The following is a 19,667-nucleotide window of genomic DNA, read 5'->3' as shown; positions in this document are numbered from 1 at the left end:
CCGAGCGGACCTGCGCAGGAGGCCGTCGTCCGGGCAGCCCTCGAGCGCGCCGGCATCGAGCCGTCGGTGGTCAGCTACGTCGAGGCGCACGGGACCGGCACGTCGCTCGGCGATCCCATCGAAGTGGAGGCGCTGGGCGCGGTGCTGGGCGCAGGCAGGCCTCCGGATCGGCCGCTGCTGATCGGCTCGGTGAAGACCAACATCGGCCACCTCGAGCCGGCGGCGGGCGTGGCCGGCGTGCTGAAGGTCGTGCTCTCGCTCTTGCACCGGGAGCTCCCGCCGCACCTGCACTTCGTCGCGCCGAACCCCCTCATCGACTGGAGCAAGGCGCGCATCTCGGTGCCGGCGACGGGCGCTCCCTGGCTGCCGGTCGAAGGGCGGCGCGTGGCGGGCGTGAGCTCGTTCGGCTTCGTCGGCACGAACGCGCACGTGGTGCTGGAAGAGGCGCCGGAGGAGCCGGAGGTGAAGGAGGCCGGAGCGGAGCGTCCGGCGCAGCTGCTGTGCATCTCGGCGAAGCGGGAGGAGGCGTTGCGTGCGCTGGCGGGGCGGTACGCAGAGCACCTCGGGTCGCACCCGGAGGAGAAGCTCGGGGACGTGGGCTTCACGGCGCACACGGGCAGGGCGCACTTCGCGCACCGGCTGTCGGTGGTGGCGTCGTCCCGGGCCCAGATGCAGGAGCGGCTCAGTGCGTTGGCGCGAGGCGAGCCAGCGGAGCAGACGGAGCAGGGGCGGGTAGAGCGTCCTGACGGCCCGCGGGTGGCGTTCCTGTTCACCGGACAGGGCTCGCAATACGTGGGAATGGGGCGGGAGCTGTTCGCGACAGAGCCCGTATTCCGGCGTGCGATCGAGGAGTGCGACGCGCTGTTGCGTGGGCAGCTGGAGAGGCCGCTGATCGAGGTGCTGTATCCGTCGGAGGGGCAGGCGAGCCCGCTGGACGAGACGGAGTACACGCAGCCCGCGCTGTTCGCGGTGGAATATGCGCTGAGCGCGCAGTGGAAGGCGTGGGGGATAGAGCCGATTGCGGTGCTGGGGCACAGCGTGGGTGAGTACGTGGCGGCGTGCGTTGCGGGGGTGATGGGGCTGGAGCAGGGGCTCGAGCTCATCGCGACGCGAGGGCGTCTGATGCAGGCGTTGCCGAAGCAGGGGGCGATGGCGGCGCTGTTCGCGGACGAGGCGACGGTGGCGGAGGCGGTGGAGCCGTACGCGGCGGAGGTGTCGGTCGCGGCGGTGAACGGGCCGTTGGAGACGGTTGTGTCCGGGGCGCGGGGCGCGGTGACGGCGGTGGTGGAGGCGCTGGGCGAGCGCGGGGTCAAGAGCCGTTGGCTGAACGTATCGCACGCATTCCACTCGCCGCTGATGGGGCCGATGGTGGAGGCGTTCGAGCGGGCGGCATCGAAGGTGAAGCTTGGGTTGCCGCAGCGGAAGCTGATCGCGAACGTGACGGGGAGAGCGGCGCGGGAGGAGGTGACGCAGGCGTCGTACTGGTCGAGGCATGTGCGGGCGCCGGTGCGGTTCATGGAGGGGATACGTGCGCTGCAGGAGGCGGGGGCGGAGGCGTTCGTGGAGGTGGGGCCGAGCCCTGTGCTCTCGGCGATGGGGCGGCGATGCGTGCCGGAGGGGTCGGGGGTGTGGCTGCCGTCGCTGCGGCCGAAGCGCTCGGACTGCGCGCAGATGCTGGAGAGCCTCGGGGCGCTGTACGTGCGAGGCGCGAAGGTGGACTTCGCGGGCTTCGACCGCGACCGGGCCCGGCGCAAGCTCGTGCTGCCCACCTACCCCTTCCAGCGCGAGCGCTGCTGGATCGAGCCGCCGCGGTCGCATCCCGCGCAGGGCGAAGGTCCGGGGGGCGGGCACCCGCTCCTCGGGCGGCGGCTCTACTCGCCGGCGCTGCGGGAGATCGTCTTCGAGGCCCGGTTCGATCCCCGGTCGACTTCGCTGCTCAACGATCACTGGGTGCAGGGCATGGCGATCGTCTCGGGCACCACGGAGGTCGCGATGGTGCTGGACGCCGCGATCCGGAGCCTCGGCCCCGGGCCGTACGCGCTGGAGGACGTCTTCTTTGCCCAGCCGATCGTCCTGGCCCCGGAGCGACCGCGCAACGTTCAGCTCGTCCTCTCCGCGGACGAATCCGGAGAGCGCACTTTCCGGATCTTCAGCCACGATGCGGGCGAGGAAGAGCCGGCGTGGACCCTGCATGTGACCGGCAAGCTCCGCGCAGCGGCCGATACGACCGCCGTCGCGCCGCCGTCGCGGGACGACGTGCGGAGGCGCTGCCGAGAGTCGATGTCAGGAGAGGCGTTCTACGGTGATCTGATCGGGCGCTTCGGCTTCGAGTTCGGGCCCTCCTTCCGCTGGATCGAGGAGATCTGGCGGCGTGACGGAGAGGCGCTGTGCCGGATGCGGCTCCCGGAGGAAGGCGACGGCGTGGACGCCTATGGTTTCCACCCCGGGCTGCTCGACGCCTGCTTTCAGCTCGCGATGGCCGCGGTCTCCCGCGTCAAAGTGGGCGTCCCCCTCGGGATCGAGCGCTTCATCTTCCATGGCCCGCCCCGCGATCGCCTGTGGAGCCACGTCACGCTGCGCGGCCCCGATGACGCCCAGGCCGAGGTCGTGAGCGGCGATCTCTGCATCGTCGACGACGCGGGGCGGGTCGTCGCGGAGATGATCGGCTTCCGCGGCCGGCCGGCGACGCGCGACACGCTGCTCCGCTCCGGAGGAGAAGCCGAGCGCGCCCGCGAGTGGCGGTACGATCTCGCGTGGCGGCCGAAGGCGCGCGGGGGCCCGGCGCCGGGCCGCGCTGGCTCGGGGCCGGGCCGATGGCTGATCTTCGGCGACAGCCAGGGCGTGGGCGCCGCCCTCGCGCGGCGCCTGACGGAGCGCGGTGACGATGCGGTCGTGGCGCCGGCAGACGCTCGCGAAGCCCTCGCGGACGCGATCCGCGCGCAGGCGTGGCTGGGGGAGCTGGCCTCTTCGCCCGGCCTCGCATGGCGCGGCGTGGTGCACCTCTCGGGCCTCGACGGCGCGACACCGGAGGCGGCCGGCGCCACGTCCGCGGGCCTGCTCCACCTCACGCAGGCGCTGTCCCGCCGTGGGGACATGGGACGCCTGTGGGTGGTGACCCGGCGCTGCCAGCCCGTGGCCTGCGCACCGGACGAGGCGGCGCTCGGCGTCGCCCCGCTCTGGGGGCTCGGCCGGGTCATCGCCCTCGAGCATCCGGAGCGCTGGGGCGGCCTCGTCGACCTGGGCCCGGAGATCGCGCCCGAGCAGGAGGCCACGCTGCTCTGCGAGGAGATCGAGGAGCCCGACGGCGAAGATCAGATCGCGCTGCGGGGCGGAGAGCGGTTCGTGGCGCGCCTCGCGCGCGGCGCGGCCGGTGAGGGGAAGGCGGGGACAGCGCTCGACGGCGGCGCGGCCTACCTGATCACCGGCGGCCTCGGCGCGCTCGGCCTGCACGTGGCGCGGTGGATGGTCGAGCGCGGCGCGCGGCGGCTTTACGTCGTCGGGCGGCGCGAGCCGCTGGAGCCGGCGCAGGCCGCGCTGCGCGAGCTCGCAGAGGCGGGAGCAGAGGTCGTACCGATGCAGGCGGACGTGGCCGACGACGCGGCGCTCGGCCGGGTGCTGGACGCGATCTCCGCCAGCGGTCGTCCGCTGCGCGGCGTGGTGCACGCCGCCGGCGTGCTCGACGACGGCGTGCTGGAGCAGCAGAGCGCGGAGCGCCTCGCGCGGGTGATGGCGCCGAAGATCGCGGGCGCGTGGAACCTGCACCGCCGCACGCGGGCGCTCGATCTCGATCTGTTCGTGCTCTTCTCCTCGGGCGCGTCGCTGCTGGGGGCGGCCGGGCAAGGCAACTACGCGGCGGCGAACGCCTTCCTCGACGCCCTTTCGCACCACCGGCGGGCCCAGGGGCTCGTGGGGCTCAGCATCAACTGGGGCGCCTGGGCCGGCGCCGGGATGGCGGGCGGGGTGAAGGCGTCCGCGCAGCGACGTCAGGCCGCCCGCGGCGTGGGAGCGATCCCGCCGGCGGAGGGGCTCAGGTGGGTCGAGCGGCTCCTGGCCGAGGGCGCGACCCAGGCCGCGGTGCTGCCTGTCACCCGGTGGTCGCTGAACCTCGAGCAGCACCCTGCCGGAGCGCCGCCCGTGCTGGCCGAGCTCGTTCGCGAGGATCGCCGCGACGGCGCGGCCGGAGCGGATCGCGAAGATCTCCGCCGAAGGCTCGCGGAGGCCCCGGCGCCCGCGCGCCGCGGGTTGATCGACGCCTTCGTGAAGGAGCAGGTCGCCGCGATCCTCGGGCTCGGGCCCGCGCACCCGCTCGAGATCCGGCAGCGGCTCTTCGATCTGGGGCTCGACTCGCTGATGGCCGTCGAGCTCCGAGGCCGCCTCCAGCGCCACGTGGGCCGCGCGCTCCCCTCGACGCTGCTATTCGACTACCCGACGGTCGAGGCGCTGACCGGCTACCTGGCCGACGAGGTGCTCGCGATCCCGGTCGCCCCGGCGCCTTCCGCGGCCGTGCCTGCCCCCGCGACCGACGAGAGGGGAGCGCGGCTCGAGAGGCTGAAGGAGATGTCCGAGGGCGAGCTCTCGGAGCTCCTGCTGGAGAAGCTCGATGCGATCAAGAAGAGGTTGAAGTGAGCCAGAGCAAGCAGGACCAAAGCACGGCGCTGCTCCGCGCGCTCGTCGTCATCGAGGAGCTGGAGGCGCGGCTCGCGTCCGTCGAGCGCGCGCGGACCGAGCCCGTCGCCGTGATCGGGTCGAGCTGCCGCATGCCGCTCGGCGCCGACAGCCCGGAGGCCTTCTGGGAGCTGCTCCGCGAGGGCGTGGACGCCACGAGCGACATCCCCTCCGACCGGTGGGACGTGGAGGGGTTCTTCGATCCAGACCCGCAGCAGCCGGGCAAGAGCTACACCCGCCGGGGCAGCTTCCTGCGCTCCGTTGATCAGTTCGATCCATCCTTCTTCGGGATCTCGCCGCGCGAGGCGCAGAGCCTCGATCCCCAGCAGCGCCTGCTGCTCGAGGTGAGCTGGGAGGCGCTCGAGCGGGCAGGGCAATCCCCGGACGCCCTGTTCGGGAGCTCGACCGGCGTGTTCATCGGGATGATGAGCAACGACTACGCCCACCTGATCAGCGCGGCGCAGACGCGCGGCGGGAGCGACGGGTACGCCGCGAGCGGGAACGAGTTCAGCTTCGCCGCGGGCCGCCTCTCGTATGTGCTCGGCCTGCAGGGCCCTTCGATGGTGGTGACCACCGCGTGCTCGTCGTCGCTCGTGGCGATCCATCTGGCCTGCCAGAGCCTGCGAAACGGCGAGTGCCGCGTGGCCCTCGCGGGCGGAGCGAGCTTGATGCTGTCGCCCGATCCATGGGCCGCGCTCTCGCGGCTCCGGGCGCTCGCGCCGGACGGTCGGTGCAAGACGTTCGACGCGTCTGCGGACGGCTACGGCCGGGGCGAGGGGTGCGGGGTGGTGGTGCTCAAGCGGCTGTCGGATGCGCTGGCGGACGGTGACAACGTCCTCGCGATCATCCGAGGCTCGGCGGTCAACCACGACGGGCCGAGCGGGGGGCTGACTGTACCCAATGGGGTGGCGCAGCGGGCGCTGATCCGGCGAGCGCTGGAGGCCTCGGGGGTGGAAGCGTCGCAGGTGAGCTACGTGGAGGCGCATGGCACGGGCACGTCGCTCGGGGACCCGATCGAGCTGAACGCGCTGGGTGAGGTGTTTGGGCCGGGTCGCTTGCCGGAGCGGCCGCTGTGGGTGGGAGCGGTCAAGGCGAACATCGGGCACCTGGAGGCGGCGGCGGGGGTGGCGGGGGTGCTGAAGGTGGCGCTGGCGATGCAGCACGGAGAGCTGCCGGTGCAGCCGCACCTGCGGCAGCCGAGCCCGCACGTGGCGTGGTCGGAGCTGCCGGTGCGGGTGCCGATGGAGCGGACGCGGTGGCCTTCGGCGGAAGGCGAGCGGCGCGTAGCAGGGGTGAGCTCGTTCGGAATGAGCGGGATCAACGCGCATGTGGTGCTGGAAGAGGCGCCTGCGCTGCCGGAGGTGAAGGCGGCGGGAGCGGAGCGTCCGGCGCAGCTGCTGTGCATCTCGGCGAAGCGGGAGGAGGCGTTGCGCGCGCTGGCGGGGCGGTACGCGGAGCACCTCGGGTCGCACCCGGAGGAGAAGCTCGGGGACGTGGGCTTCACGGCGCACACGGGCAGGGCGCACTTCGCGCACCGGCTGTCGGTGGTGGCGTCGTCCCGGACCCAGATGCAGGAGCGGCTGTCTGCGTATGCGCGAGGCGAGCGAGGGGAGCCGCCGGAGGCTGGGCGGGTGGAGCGGGCAGAGGGGCCTCGCGTGGCGTTCCTGTTCACCGGACAGGGCTCGCAGTACGTGGGGATGGGGCAGGAGCTGTTTGCGACGGAGCCTGTGTTCCGGCGGGCGATCGAGGAGTGTGATGCGCTGTTGAGGCCGCACCTGGAGAGGCCGCTGATCGAGGTGCTGTATCCGTCGGAGGGGCAGGCGAGCCCGCTGGACGAGACGGCGTACACGCAGCCGGCGCTGTTCGCGGTGGAGTATGCGCTGGCGGCGCAGTGGAAGGCGTGGGGGATAGAGCCGATCGCGGTGCTGGGGCACAGCGTGGGCGAGTACGTGGCGGCGTGCGTTGCGGGGGTGATGGGGCTGGAGCAGGGGCTCGAGCTCATCGCGACGCGAGGGCGTCTGATGCAGGCGTTGCCGAAGCAGGGAGCGATGGCGGCGCTGTTCGCGGACGAGGCGACGGTGGCAGAGGCGGTGAGGCCGTACGCGGCGGAGGCGTCGATCGCGGCGGTGAATGGGCCGTCGGAGACGGTGGTGTCGGGGGCGCGCGGGGCGGTGACAGCGGTGGTGGAGGCGCTGGGGGCGCGCGGGGTCAAGAGCCGTTGGCTGAACGTATCGCACGCATTCCACTCGCCGCTGATGGGGCCGATGGTGGAGGCGTTCGAGCGTGCGGCATCGAAGGTGAAGCTTGGGTTGCCGCAGCGGAAGCTGATCGCGAACGTGACGGGGAGGGCGGCGGGCGAGGAAGTGACGCAGGCGTCGTACTGGTCGAGGCATGTGCGGGCGCCGGTGCGGTTCATGGAGGGGATACGGGCGCTGCAGGAGGCGGGGGCGGAGGCGTTCGTGGAGGTGGGGCCGAGCCCTGTGCTCTCGGCGATGGGGCGGCGATGCGTGCCGGAGGGGTCGGGGGTGTGGCTGCCGTCGCTGCGGCCGAAGCGCTCGGACTGCGCGCAGATGCTGGAGAGCCTTGGGGCGCTGTACGTGCGAGGCGCGAAGGTGGACTTCGCGGGCTTCGACCGCGACCGGGCCCGGCGCAAGCTCGTGCTGCCCACTTACCCCTTCCAGCGCCGTCGATGCTGGATCGACCCGCCTTCCGTCACCAAGAACGGCGCGGCCGCGCCGGCCGGCGCCGATACGTCGGTTGCCCGCTACTACGATGCGCTCTCCACGGTGGACGCGGGCGACGCGCCCGAGAGGGATTCGCTCGAGCAGGCCTACCTCACCTTCCCGCCGTTCCGAGAGGCTGTTCCGGAGTTCTCCTGGCTCCGGACCATGGCTCGCCCGCGAATGCACGCGGCGGATTTCGCGCGCGTCAGCGCCGCCCAGCGCGAAATGCGGCAGGTCGCGTTCCGGCACGTCGATTTCCTTTCCTGCTCCAAGGTGCTCGACTTCGGGTGCGGCCACGCCGCGGATCTCATCGCGCTCGCGGAGCAGCACCCGCACCTCGAGCTCCACGGCTACACGATCTCCCCGGAGCAGGCCCGGAACGGTCATCGAAAGCTCCGCGCCCGCAGGCTCGAAGATCGCGTGAAGATCTTCAACTGCGACAGCACGCGGCACGACTTCCCGTCGCAGTACGACGTGATCCTCGGGTTCGAGGTGGCCGCGCACATCGCGGACAAAGACGCGCTCTTCGCGAACGTCAGCCGGCACCTCCAGCAGGGCGGCTTCGTCGTGATGGCGGACTTCGTCTCCAACGGCGCGTCGTCCATCGTGCACGAGGAGACGTCGTCGTACCTCGTGACCCGGGACGAGTGGTGCGACCTGTTCGCGCGCTACCGGCTCAGCGTGGCCGAGTGCGTGGACGTCAGCCGCGAGGTCGGGAACTTCTTCCACGACGAGCGCCTGGAAGAGCGCTTCGCCGAGGTCGGTCCGGGGCTCGATCCGCTCGTCCTCCAGAGCTTCCGGTCGTACGCGAACCTCGGCCGGATGCTCGAAAAGAAGCTCGTGAGCTACGTCCTCCTGGTCCTGCGCAAGGACGGCTACGCGCGCGCAGAGCACGTCTCCCGCGCCGCCCGGGGCCGGATGAGCGCGCCGCTCCCGTATGCCGCGGCGGCCTGGGGTGAGGAGATGCCCGCCGCGCTCGAGAACGGCGCGCTCCATCCGCTCTCCGCCGGCGCGCGGGCCGAAGCCTCGCTCGACGCCGGGGTGTACGCGGTCGAGTGGTCGCCGCTGGAGTACCGCGCGGCATCGCCGCGGCCCGCGTCGGAGAGCCCGGGCTCGTGGCTCGTCGTCGCCGATCGCGGGGGTGTGGGCGCCCGCCTCGCGAGCTTGCTGGAGGCGAAGGGCGAGCGCTGCGATCTCGTCCGTCCGAGCGACGCCGCGCGCCGCGAGCGGCTCGCGGAGATCCTCCGGGACGCGGCGCATAGGGACGATCGACCTCTCCGCGGGCTCCTGCACCTCGGGAGCCTCGACGCGGGGACGGCGGAGCCAGCCTCGACGGAGGCGCTCGACGCGGCGCAAGCGATGGGCTGCGTGAGCCTGCTCGCGTCGATCCAGGCGCTCGCGGACGTGCCGGAGGCTCGCTCCGCCCGGCTCTGGGCCGTCACGCGCGGCGCGCAGCCGGTCTCCGGCGCAGGTCCGGCGATCGCTGCGGCGCCGGTATGGGGGCTCGGGCGGGTGGCGGCGCTCGAATACCCCGAGCAGTGGGGCGGGCTCCTGGATCTGGCGCCGGAGGCGTCCGACGCCGACGCGGCGCTGCTGCTCGACGTCATCGAGCGCCCCGACGGCGAGGATCAGATCGCCTTCCGGGGCGGCCAGCGTCATGTCGCCCGGCTCGCGCGGCAAGCCGTCCAGGAGGCGCCGCAGGTCGAGGTGAGCGCCGACGCGATCTACCTGATCACGGGCGGGCTCGGCGCGCTCGGCCTCGCGGTGGCGCGATGGCTCTTCGCGCGCGGCGCGAGGCACCTCACGCTGGTCGGACGCCGCGGGCTGCCGCCGCGCGACATGTGGGCCGATCTGCCGCCGGATCACCCGCTCCAGCCGGCGATCTCTGCCGTCCGCGCCCTCGAGGTGGAGGGGGCGAGCGTGCGGGTGATCGCCGCCGACGTGGGGGACGAAGCGCGGATGACCGAGCTCTTCGCGTCGCTGCGCGCAGAGGAGCTCCCGCTGCGCGGCATCGTGCACGCCGCGGGCTTCGCGGACACACGGCCGATCCCGGCGCTCGACGAGGGCGCCGTCGAGGCGGTGCTCCGCGCCAAGGTGAGGGGCGCGTGGCTCCTCGATCGGCTCGCGCGCGGCGCGCCCCTCGACTTCTTCGTCTCGTTCTCGTCGATCGCGTCCGTCTGGGGCTCGGCGGGGATGGCGCACTACGCCGCGGCCAACGCCTTCCTGGACGCCCTGGCGCACGCGCGCCGGCGCGAGGGCCGGCCCTACGTCAGCGTGAACTGGGGGCCCTGGGCGGGCGGAGGCATGGCCTCGCCCGAGCTCCTGGCGGAGCTCGAGCGGATCGGGATCACTGCCCTCTCGCCTGGAGACGCCCTCGCGATGCTGGAGCGCCTCGCCGGAGGCGACGTCGCGCAGGCGGTGATAGCCCGGGTCGACCTTCGCGTCTTCAAGGCGATCCAGGAGGCGATGCGGCGGCGGCCGCTGTTCGAGCGCCTCGAGGTCGAAGGCGCGCCTCGCGGGCCGGCGCCCGCGGCCGGCGAGGAGGATGGCCTGCGGCGCCACCTGTCCGAGTCGCCCCCGCGGGCGCGCTCCGCGATGGTGGTGGAGCACGTCCGCTCGCTGGTGGTGAAGATCATGAAGCTCGAACCCTTGGACCCCCTCGATCCGCGCCGCCCGCTCCGCGAGCTCGGCCTCGACTCGTTGATGGCGGTCGAGCTCCGGAACCTCGTCGAGCGCTCCACCGGCCGTCGCTTCTCCGCGACGCTCCTCATCGACTATCCGACGCTCGAGGCGCTCTCACGGAGGGTCGCGGAGGAGCTGCTCGGGCCCGACGTCGGGTCGGACGGGCTCGATGCGGAGCCGCCGGGAGCCGGGCCGCCTCCGCCGGAGGCCGCGGCCGATCTCGACGATCTTTCGGAAGAGCAAATGGCCGCGGCGCTCGCGGAGGAGCTCGCCGCGATGCGGACTCTCAGGCTGAGCACATGAGCAATCCCGTCGATCGCATCGATTACCGCGGGCTCCTCAAGGAGGCGACCCTCGAGCTCCGGGAGATGCGCGCCCGCTACGAGGCCCTGCAGCGCGCCCGCACCGAGCCCATCGCCATCGTCGGCATGGCCTGCCGCTTCCCGGGCGCCGACGATCCCGAGGCGTTCTGGCGGCTGCTCCGCGACGGCACGGACGCGATCCGCGAGGTCCCGCCCGAGCGCTGGGACGTCGACGCCTACTACGACCCCGACCCCGGGACGCCGGGGAAGATGTACACCCGCCAAGGCGGCTTCCTCGACGGCATCGATCGCTTCGACGCTGCGTTCTTCGAGATCGCGCCGCGCGAGGCCGCGAGCGTCGATCCGCAGCAGCGCCTCCTCCTGGAGGTCGCCTGGGAGGCGCTGGAGCGCGCCGGCCGCGCGCCGGACCGGCTCGCGGGCACCGAGACGGGCGTGTTCGTCGGGATCAGCAACACCGATTACGCGCAGCTCTGCATCGGCGGCGGAGATCCGACCCGGATCGACGCGTACCTGCCGACCGGCACCATGTTCAGCGTCGCCGCGGGTCGTCTTTCCTACGTGCTCGGCCTGCACGGGCCCTGCATCGCGATCGACACCGCCTGCTCGTCGTCGCTCGTCGCGATCCACCTGGCCTGCCAGAGCCTGCGCAGCGGTGAGTGCCGCGTGGCGCTCGCCGGGGGGGTGAACCTCATCACCTCGCCGCTCTCCACCGTCGCCGTCTCGCAGCTGCGCATGATGGCCCCGGACGGCCGCTGCAAGACGTTCGACGCCGCGGCCGACGGCTACGTGCGCGGCGAGGGGTGCGGCGTCCTCGTGCTCGAGCGCCTCTCCGACGCGCTTGCCAACAGGAGCCCCATCCTCGCCGTCGTCCGGGGCTCGGCGGTCAACCACGACGGGCGCAGCGGCGGGCTCACCGCTCCGAACGGCCCGGCCCAGGAGGCGGTCATCCGCCGCGCGCTCGCGAGCGGCGGCGTTTCGCCCGCGGAGGTGAGCTACGTCGAGGTGCACGGAACCGGCACGTCGCTCGGCGATCCGGTCGAGGTGGGCGCGCTCCGGGCGGCGCTGCGCCACGGGCGCTCACCGGCGCAGCCGCTCTGGCTCGGCTCGGTCAAGACCAACCTGGGGCACCTCGAGTCGGCGGCGGGCATCGCGGGCCTGATGAAGGTGGCGCTCGCCTTCCAGCACCGAGAGATCCCGCCCCACCTGCACCTCAAGGAGCTCAGCCCTCACATCACGCTCGACGACATCCCGGCGTCCGTCCCGACGCAGCGGACCGCCTGGGAGGTCTCCGTCGGGCGGCGCATCGCCGGCGTCAGCTCGTTTGGCTTCGGGGGGACCAACGCGCATGCCGTGCTGGAAGAGGCGCCGGCGACGGCGGAGGAAGCGCCCCCGGAGGAGCGCCCACCGCACCTCCTTTGCCTGTCGGCCAAGCAGCCGGAGGCGCTCGAGGCCCTGGCCCTGCGCTACGCCGCGCACCTCGAACAGCACCCCGCGGAGCGGCTCTCCGACGTCTGCTACACCGCGGGCGTCGGGCGCGCCCACTTCGCGCAGCGGCTCGCGATCGTGGCGGACACGCACAGGGAGATGCGCGAGGCGCTCGATGCTTTCGCCCGCGGGGCGCTCGGAGCCGGCGCGGTGCGGGGCGAGGCGCCGATCGAGGGGCCTGCCCGGGTCGTGTTCCTCTTCTCGGGCCACGGCTCTCAATGGGCAGGCATGGGACGAACGCTCCTCGACGAGGAGCCCGCCTTCCGCAGCATGCTCGAGGCGTGCGACGCCGTGATCCAGCGCGAGGCGGGCTTCTCGGTCGTGGACGCGATCTGCGCCGATGAGCGAAGCGCGCGGCTCGATCCGATCGACGTCGGCCAGCCTGCGCTGTTCGCCCTCCAGGTAGCGCTCGCGGCGCTGTGGCGATCGTGGGGCGTCGAGCCCTGGGCGATCCTGGGGCACGGCGCGGGCGAAGTGGCCGCGGCGCATGTCGCCGGAGCGCTCACGCTGGAGGACGCCGCGCGGATCATCTGCCGGTGGAGCCGGCTGCTCCGCCAGGTGAGCGGGAAGGACGCCACGATCCTGCCCGAGCTCCCGACGGAGAAGAGAGAGGCGCTGGGCGCGGAGCTCTCCGCCGCGCTGCGCGGGATCGCTCCGAAGAGGGCGAGCCTGTCGATGCGCTCGACGGTGACGGGAGAGCTCGCGCACGGAGAGGAGCTCGGCGCGGCGTACTGGGCGAGGAGCCTCTGCGGCCCCCTGCTGCTCGAGCGCGCGACGCACGCTTCGATCGAAGGCGGCACCACGGTGTTCCTCGAGGTGAGCCCCCATCCCATCCTCGCGCCGGCCATCGACGAGGCCCTGCGCGAAAGGAAGCGGAAAGGGGCGGTGATCGCCTCGCTGCGGCGGCACGCCGACGAGCGGCGGAGCTTGCTCCAGGCGCTCGGCGCGCTCTACGCCCACGGCGGCGGCGTGGACTTCCAGCGGATCCATCCGGAGGGCCGCGTCGTCGTGCTGCCGACCTATCCGTGGCTGCGGGAGCGCTACTGGGTCGATGTCGAGCGCTCGTCCGGGGGCCCTCCAGGGCCGCGGGGCGCCGGGGAAACCTCGCCGTTCCTCCTGCAGAGGTGGCGGCGCGCGGAGCCGCAGGCCGCGCCGGAGGTGCCGGCGCCGAACGGGTCCTGGCTGCTCCTCTCGGGCGAAGCGGGGCTGGCGAGCGAGGTGCAGTCGCTCCTCGAGGCGCGCGGAGAGACGGTGGTGCGCGTCGGGCTGCGGGGCCCGGAGCAGGGCAACGAGCGCGGCTGCACGCTGGATCCAGCGGCTGCGGCCAGCTTCGATTCCCTGCTGCGCGACGCCTTTCCTGGCAATGCCCCCCGCCGCGGCGTGATCCATCTGGGGAGCCTCGACGGCCCCGCGCCGGAGCCGATCACCGCGGCGTCCCTCGACGCCGCGCAGACGCGCGGCTCCGGCTGCGCGCTGCACATCGTGCAGGCGCTCGCCCGCGCAGGCTTTCGCGATATGCCGCGCCTCTTCCTCGTCTCGCGGGGGACGCAGGCGATCGACGGCGAGCCCCGCGACGTCGCGGTCGCGCACGCGCCGCTCTGGGGCCTCGGGCGCACCGTCGCCCTCGAGCACCCCGAGCTCCGGTGCACGCGCATCGACCTGGACCCCGCGGGCTCCGCGGGCGAGGCCGAGGCCCTGGTTCGAGAGATCCTCTCGGAGCGATGGGAAGAAGAGGTCGCGCTGCGGGCCGAGCGCCGCTACGTCGGCGCGCTGTCGCGGCTGTCCGATGAGGAGGTGCGCGGGGCGGAGCAGGGCGGCGCGCGGCCTGCCGTTCGCGCCGACGCCACGTACCTGATCACCGGCGGCCTGGGAGGCCTCGGCCTGCTCGCCGCGAAGTGGCTCTCGGACGCGGGAGCGAAGCACCTCGTGCTCGTGGGGCGGCAGGGGGTGACCTCGGACGCGCAGGCCGCGGCGATCGCCGCCCTGGAGTCGACCGGCGTCGAGGTGACGGTGGCGAAGGCCGACGTCGCCGATCCGGCGGAGCTCGCTGCGCTCGTGCGCGACGTGAGGGCGCGCCTGCCAGAGCTCCGCGGCGTGCTCCACGCCGCCGGCGTGCTGGATGACGGGCTCCTCATCAACCAGGACATGGAGCGCTTCCGCAAGGTGTTCGCGCCGAAGGTGCTCGGCGCGTGGAACCTCCATGCGGCGACGCAGGACGCGCCGCTCGATTTCTTCGTCCTCTACTCGTCGTCGGCGTCGCTCTTCGGCCCGCCTGGCATCGGGAACTACGTGGCCGCGAACGTCTTTCTTGACGCGCTGGCCCACCATCGCCGGCGCCGCGGGCTGCCTGCGTTGAGCATCAACTGGGGGCTCTTCGCCGGCGTCGGCATGGGGATCACGGCCGAGCGCGAGGGGCGCATGACGCAGCGCGGGTGGCGCAGCATCACGCCCGAAGAGGGCGAGGCGCTCTTCCGCCGCCTGCTCTCCGTGGACCGCGCGCAGATGGGCGTCGTTCACTTCGACGCGCGGCACTGGGTCGATCTCCACCCGCTGGTGGCCTCCTCGGAGCGCCTGTCCTCGATCGTGGAGGAGGCCCGCGCTGCCCGGCGCGCCGCCGCGCCGCGGCTCGCCGCGCTCGTGCGCGCGCTCCGTGAAGCGGCGCCGGACGAGCGCCGGCGGAGGGTCGAGAAGCTCGTGCGCGAGCAGGTGGCCGCGGTGCTGCGGATCGACGGCGCCCGCGTCGACGCGCGGGCGCCCTTCAGGACGCTCGGGTTCGACTCGATCATGGGCCTCGAGCTGCGCAACGGCCTCGAGTCCGCGCTCGGCCTCACGCTGTCGGCGACGCTGATATGGACCTACCCGACGGTCGCCGCGCTCTCGGAGCAGCTCGCCATGGAGCTCGAGCCCGTCGATTCACCGAGCCCGGACGCGAAAGCCGGGCCTCTCGACGGCTCGCCGCCGGCCGAGGTGGCCCTCGAGGCGCACGCCTCGGACGACGATCTGCTCGCGGCCTTCGACGCGTCGATGAGCAGGATCGAGAGGGGACGCAAAGGATGACCACGGCCCTGCTGGAGGAGTACCGGGCGCGCCTGCGCAAGGCGATGGTCAAGCTCGGGGAGCTGGAGGCCGAGCTCGAGGCGACGCGGCGAGCGACGGCCGAGCCGATAGCGATCATCGGCATGGGATGCCGCTTCCCCGGGGCGGCGGACAGCCCGGAGGCGTTCTTCCGGCTGCTGGAGCGAGGCGCGGACGCGGTCGCCGAGGTGCCCAGCGAGCGCTTTCGCCTGGGCTCCTCCGCGGCGGATTCCGCCGATCCCGGGGCGAGGGCGGCGCGCTGGGGCGCGTTCTTGAAGGAGGACGTCGGCCTCTTCGACGCGGCCTTCTTCGGTATCGCTCCCCGGGAGGCGCGGGCGATGGACCCGCAGCAGCGGCTCCTGCTCGAGGTCGCGTGGGAGGCGCTGGAGCGCGCCGGACAGGTCCCGGAGAAGCTGTTCGGCGGCCGGGTCGGCGTCTTCGTCGGCACGTCGATGACCGATTACGCCGAGCTCAGCGGCGCCAGCATCTCCGAATCGGGTGACTTCTACACGGTCACCGGGACGGGACACTGCTTCGCGGCGGGCAGGCTGTCCTATGCGTTCGGGTTCCAGGGGCCGAGCATGATCGTCGACACGGCGTGCTCGTCCTCGCTGGTGGCGGTCCACCTCGCCTGCCAGAGCCTGCGGAGCGGCGACAGCGCGCTGGCCCTGGCCGGCGGCGTGAACCTCATCCTCTCGGCCACGCCGATGCGGCTCCTGGCGAGGAGCCAGGTGCTCTCGCCGGACGGCCGCTGCAAGGTGTTCGACGCCGGGGCGAACGGCTTCGTGCGTGGAGAGGGGTGCGGGATGATCGTGCTGAAGCGCCTGTCGGACGCGCAGCGCGACGGCGACCCGGTCCTCGCCCTGATCCGCGGATCGGCGGTGAACCAGGACGGCCGGTCCACCGGCATGACGGCGCCCAACGTGCTGTCGCAGAAGGCGTTGCTGCAAAAGGCCCTCGAGAACGCGCGGACGGCGGCGTCGTCGATCGGGTACGTCGAGACGCACGGGACGGGGACGTCGCTCGGCGATCCGATCGAGCTCGATGCGCTCAAGGCCGTGCTCGGAGCGCCGCACGCGGACGGCTCGACGTGCGTCCTCGGCGCGGTGAAGACCAACATCGGACACCTCGAGGCGGCGGCCGGCGTGGCGGGGTTGATCAAGGCGGTGCTCTGCCTGGAGCGCGAGATCGTTCCGCGGAACCTGCACTTCAGGGCGCTGAACCCCCGGATCACGCTGGAAGGGACGCCCTTCACCATCCCCACGGCGCCCGTCCCCTGGAAGCGCGGAGAGAAGCCGCGGCTCGCGGGCGTGAGCTCGTTCGGGCTGAGCGGGACGAACGCGCATGTCATCGTGGAAGAAGCGCCCAGGCTGGAGCCTGCGGCGGAGGCGCGAGAGGCGTCGAGCTACCTCCTGCCGCTGTCGGCGAAGAGCCCGGAGGCGCTCTCGGCCCTCGCGAGGCTGTACCGCGAGGCCCTGGTCGCCGAGGCGTCCCAGGAGAGCGGGGCGCGCCTGCACGACATCGCGTACACGGCGAGCGCGCGGCGCGGTCACCACGAGCACCGGCTGGCCGTGGTAGGGCGCGGCCGAGCGGAGGTGGCCGCAGCGCTCTCCGCGCTCGAGCAGGGTGAGCCGCCGGCGGGCGCGGTCAGCGGCGCGGTGCCTCCGGGGGGTCGCGGCCGCGTCGCCTTCGTCTTCTCGGGGCAGGGCTCCCAGTGGGTCGGGATGGGGCGCTCGCTCCTCGGCGAGGAGCCCGTGTTCCGCGCCGCGATCGAGGCCTGCGACGCGCTCGTTCAGGGGCACGCGGGCTTCTCGTTGCTCGAAGCGCTCGCCGCGCCGGAGGCGAGCTCGCGCCTGAACGAGACCGAGGTCGCGCAGCCTGCCTTGTTCGCGATCCAGGTCGCGCTGTCGGAGCTGCTGAGGTCGTGGGGCGTCACCCCGGACGCGGTGGTGGGCCACAGCGTCGGCGAGGCGGCGGCGGCCTACGTGGCCGGAGCGCTGAGCCTCGAGGAGGCGGTGCGGCTCGTCTGCCTGCGCGGACGCGTCATGCAGAAGGCGACGGGGCTCGGGAAGATGGCCTCGGTCGCGCTCGGCCCCGAGGACGGGGCGCGCGCCCTCCAGGGCTACGAGGACCGGCTCTCGATCGCGGCGATCAACGATCCCGGCTCGGTGGTGCTCTCCGGAGAGGCCGCGCCCCTCGAGGATCTCCTGGAGCGGCTCCGGGGGCAGGGCGTGCTCTGCCGGATGCTGCGCGTGGACTACGCGTTCCACAGCCCGCAGATGGCGCCGCTGGAAGGCGAGCTCGCGCGCGCGCTGGGGCGGCTCGCGCCGCGCCGGGCGGCGATCGCGATGTACAGCACGGTGACAGGCGCGCAGATCGAGGGCGAGTCGCTCGATTCCGGGTACTTTGCCCGGGGCATCCGGGCGCCGGTGCTGTTCGCGCAGGCGGTGGAGGCCGCGGCTTCGGACGGCTGCCGGATCTTCGTGGAGGTCGGCCCGCACCCGGTGCTCGCCGTCAACCTGAGGCAGTGCCTGCGCGAGGACGGCGAAGACCGGAGCGTGACCACGCTGCGTCGCGGGCAAGACGAGCGGGAGAGCCTGCTGCGCGCGATGGGCGAGCTGTACGTCCGCGGCCAGACGGTCGCGTGGCCAGCGCTCTTCTCTCCGGGCGGCCGCACCGTGGCGCTGCCGACGTACCCCTGGCAGCGACAGCGGTACTGGCTCGAGACCCCCGGCGCGGCGCCGCGCGGCCAGGGGACGCCGCGGCCGGAGGCGACGGAGGGCTCGTTCGGCGCCGCGCCCGCGGACTGGCTCTACGAGGCCGAGTGGCGTCCGGCGCCGCTCTCGCCCTCGCGGCCTCCGGCGCCGGCGCACTGGGTCGTGGTCGCGGACGAGGGGACGACAGGAGACCGGCTGGCCGACGCGCTCGAAGCCGAGGGGGCGACCTGCTCGCGGCTTCGCCCGCGGACCGCATCGGATCCGCAGGGGCAGGGCGGGGCGCCCCTGGATCCGGCCTCCGCGGCGGAGCTCGGCGCGTGGTGGGCGGACCGGATCGCGGCGCGCGGACCGGTCCGCGGGGTCGTGTACCTCGCTGGCGTCGACGCTGTGCCGGAGGGAGGCGACGGTCTTTCCGCGGCGATCGCGCGGAGCGTGACCCGCGCGCTGGCCTGGGTGCAGGTGGTGGCCAGGAGCGAGCTCAGCCCGCCGCCGAAGCTCTGGCTCGTGAGCCGCGGGGCCGTCGCGGTGGCGCCGGGCGACGCCGTGCCGGCGCCGTGGCAGGCGCCGCTCTGGGGCCTCGGTCGGGTGCTTTCGCTCGAGCACCCGGAGGTATGGGGAGGGCTCGTCGACCTGGCACCTTCGGCCGAGGACGGCGAAGCGGCCGCGCTGGCGGCCCACCTGCTCGCGTCCGACGGCGAAGATCAGATCGCCCTGCGAGGGGTCCAGCGCTACGCGGCGCGCCTCGTGCGCGGCGCCCCTGGCGAAGGCGCGCGCGAGGTGGCGCTCGATCCCGGCGCGGCGTACCTCCTCACGGGCGAGCTCCGCGCGCCGACGCTCGACGTGGCGCGGTGGATGGTCGACCGCGGCGCGCGGCAGCTCTGCATCCTCGGGGCGGACGAGCCGGACGAGGGCGCCCAGGCCGTGCTGCGCGCGCTGGAAGCGAAGGGAGCGCGTGTCACGGCGATCCGGGCCGACGTCGCCGACGCCGCGGCGCTCGGGGAGGCGCTCGCCGCGCTCACGGCCGGCGGCTGCCCGCTGCGCGGCGTTGTGCACGCCGCGGGGGCGCTCGACGACGGGGTGCTGCTCCAGCAGAGCGCCGACCGCTTCGCTCGCGTCATGCGGCCCAAGGCGGAGGGGGCGTGGAACCTGCACCTCTGCACGCGCTCGCTCGACATCGACTTCTTCGTCCTGTTCTCGTCGGGCGCGTCCCTCCTGGGCGTGGAGGGGCAGGGCAACTACGCCGCAGCGAACGCCTTTCTGGATGCCCTCGCGCACCACCGCCGCGCCGCGGGGTTGCCCGCGCTCAGCATCAACTGGGGCGCGTGGGCGGGGACGGCGCTCGCCGAGGCGCTCGAGAGGCAGACGCTGCGCGGGCACGGAGCGCGGGGCGCGGGCGTGATCGCGCCCGCCGAAGGGCTGCGCTGGCTCGAGCGGCTCGTCGCCTCGGGCGCGGTCCAGGCCGCCGTGCTGCCGATCGACACGTCCCGCCGCGCGGAGCCCGCGGACCACGGCGCTGTGCCTGCCCTGTTCGCCGAGCTCTCGCCGGAGGGGCGCGCGCCCGAGGCGGAGGCTCGTCCGGATCTGCACGCGCGCCTCTCGCAGGTCGCGCCGGGGGCCCGACGGGCGATGGTCGCGGAGCTCGTGCAGGGCGAGGTCGATCGCGTGCTGGGCATGGATCCTTCGCAGAAGGCGCCCCCGCAGCGGGGTTTCTTCGACATGGGCATGGACTCGCTCATGGCGGTCGAGCTGAAGAACCGGCTCCAGCGCGGCGTGGGGCGCCCGCTCGCCTCGATGGTCGTGTTCAGCCACCCGACCATCGAGGCGCTGACCGAGCACCTCGCGTCCTTGCTGCTCGGCGACAGCGCCCCCGCGCCCCCGCTGGAGCGTGCCGAGGCGCCCCTGCGAGCGGAGATGATCGACGAGGTGGAGCAGCTCTCGGACCACGAGATGACGGCGCTCATCGATCGCGAGCTGTCGAGCCTGCTTTCCGCATGAGG

At 73.5% G+C, this 19,667-nt stretch carries 4 protein-coding genes (1 of these 4 running past the window's edge); all 4 read left to right on the top strand.

Annotation, left to right across the window (positions count from 1 at the left end):
- Tightly spaced (each overlapping or abutting the next), the 4 genes in view from WMF14_RS23040 to WMF14_RS23025 form a layout consistent with a single transcriptional unit that may run on beyond the window.
- A protein-coding gene (locus WMF14_RS23040) for a type I polyketide synthase (RefSeq protein WP_437803674.1) crosses the window boundary here: on the top strand, positions 1–4,626 show its 3' portion. The gene continues 945 nt to the left of window position 1, outside the view; the window shows 4,626 of its 5,571 coding nt (coding positions 946–5,571); its start codon lies beyond the left edge, outside the window; the stop codon is at positions 4,624–4,626.
- A complete protein-coding gene (locus WMF14_RS23035; protein WP_437803672.1) occupies positions 4,623–10,373 on the top strand; it encodes a type I polyketide synthase in 5,751 nt (1,916 codons plus the stop codon). The genes WMF14_RS23040 and WMF14_RS23035 overlap by 4 nt, the downstream gene beginning before the upstream one ends.
- Positions 10,370–14,935 (top strand): type I polyketide synthase, encoded by a 4,566-nt coding sequence (locus WMF14_RS23030; RefSeq protein WP_437803670.1) that lies wholly within the window; start codon positions 10,370–10,372, stop codon positions 14,933–14,935. The genes WMF14_RS23035 and WMF14_RS23030 overlap by 4 nt, the downstream gene beginning before the upstream one ends.
- Positions 14,932–19,665 (top strand): type I polyketide synthase, encoded by a 4,734-nt coding sequence (locus tag WMF14_RS23025; protein ID WP_437803668.1) that lies wholly within the window; start codon positions 14,932–14,934, stop codon positions 19,663–19,665. The genes WMF14_RS23030 and WMF14_RS23025 overlap by 4 nt, the downstream gene beginning before the upstream one ends.
- Positions 19,666–19,667: the final 2 nt, after the last annotated feature.

Source organism: Sorangium sp. So ce693, assembly GCF_051521375.1.
In the GTDB taxonomy this organism is placed as follows: domain Bacteria; phylum Myxococcota_A; class Polyangia; order Polyangiales; family Polyangiaceae; genus Sorangium; species Sorangium atrum.
Note: the sequence above shows the minus strand (reverse complement) of the source record. Positions and strands in the feature narration are given on the sequence as shown.

Excerpts from the sequence above, each read along its gene's own strand:
- WMF14_RS23030 (WP_437803670.1), top strand. The coding sequence starts at position 10,370 with ATGAGCAATCCCGTCGATCGCATCGATTACCGCGGGCTCCTCAAGGAG.
- WMF14_RS23025 (WP_437803668.1), top strand. The coding sequence starts at position 14,932 with ATGACCACGGCCCTGCTGGAGGAGTACCGGGCGCGCCTGCGCAAGGCG.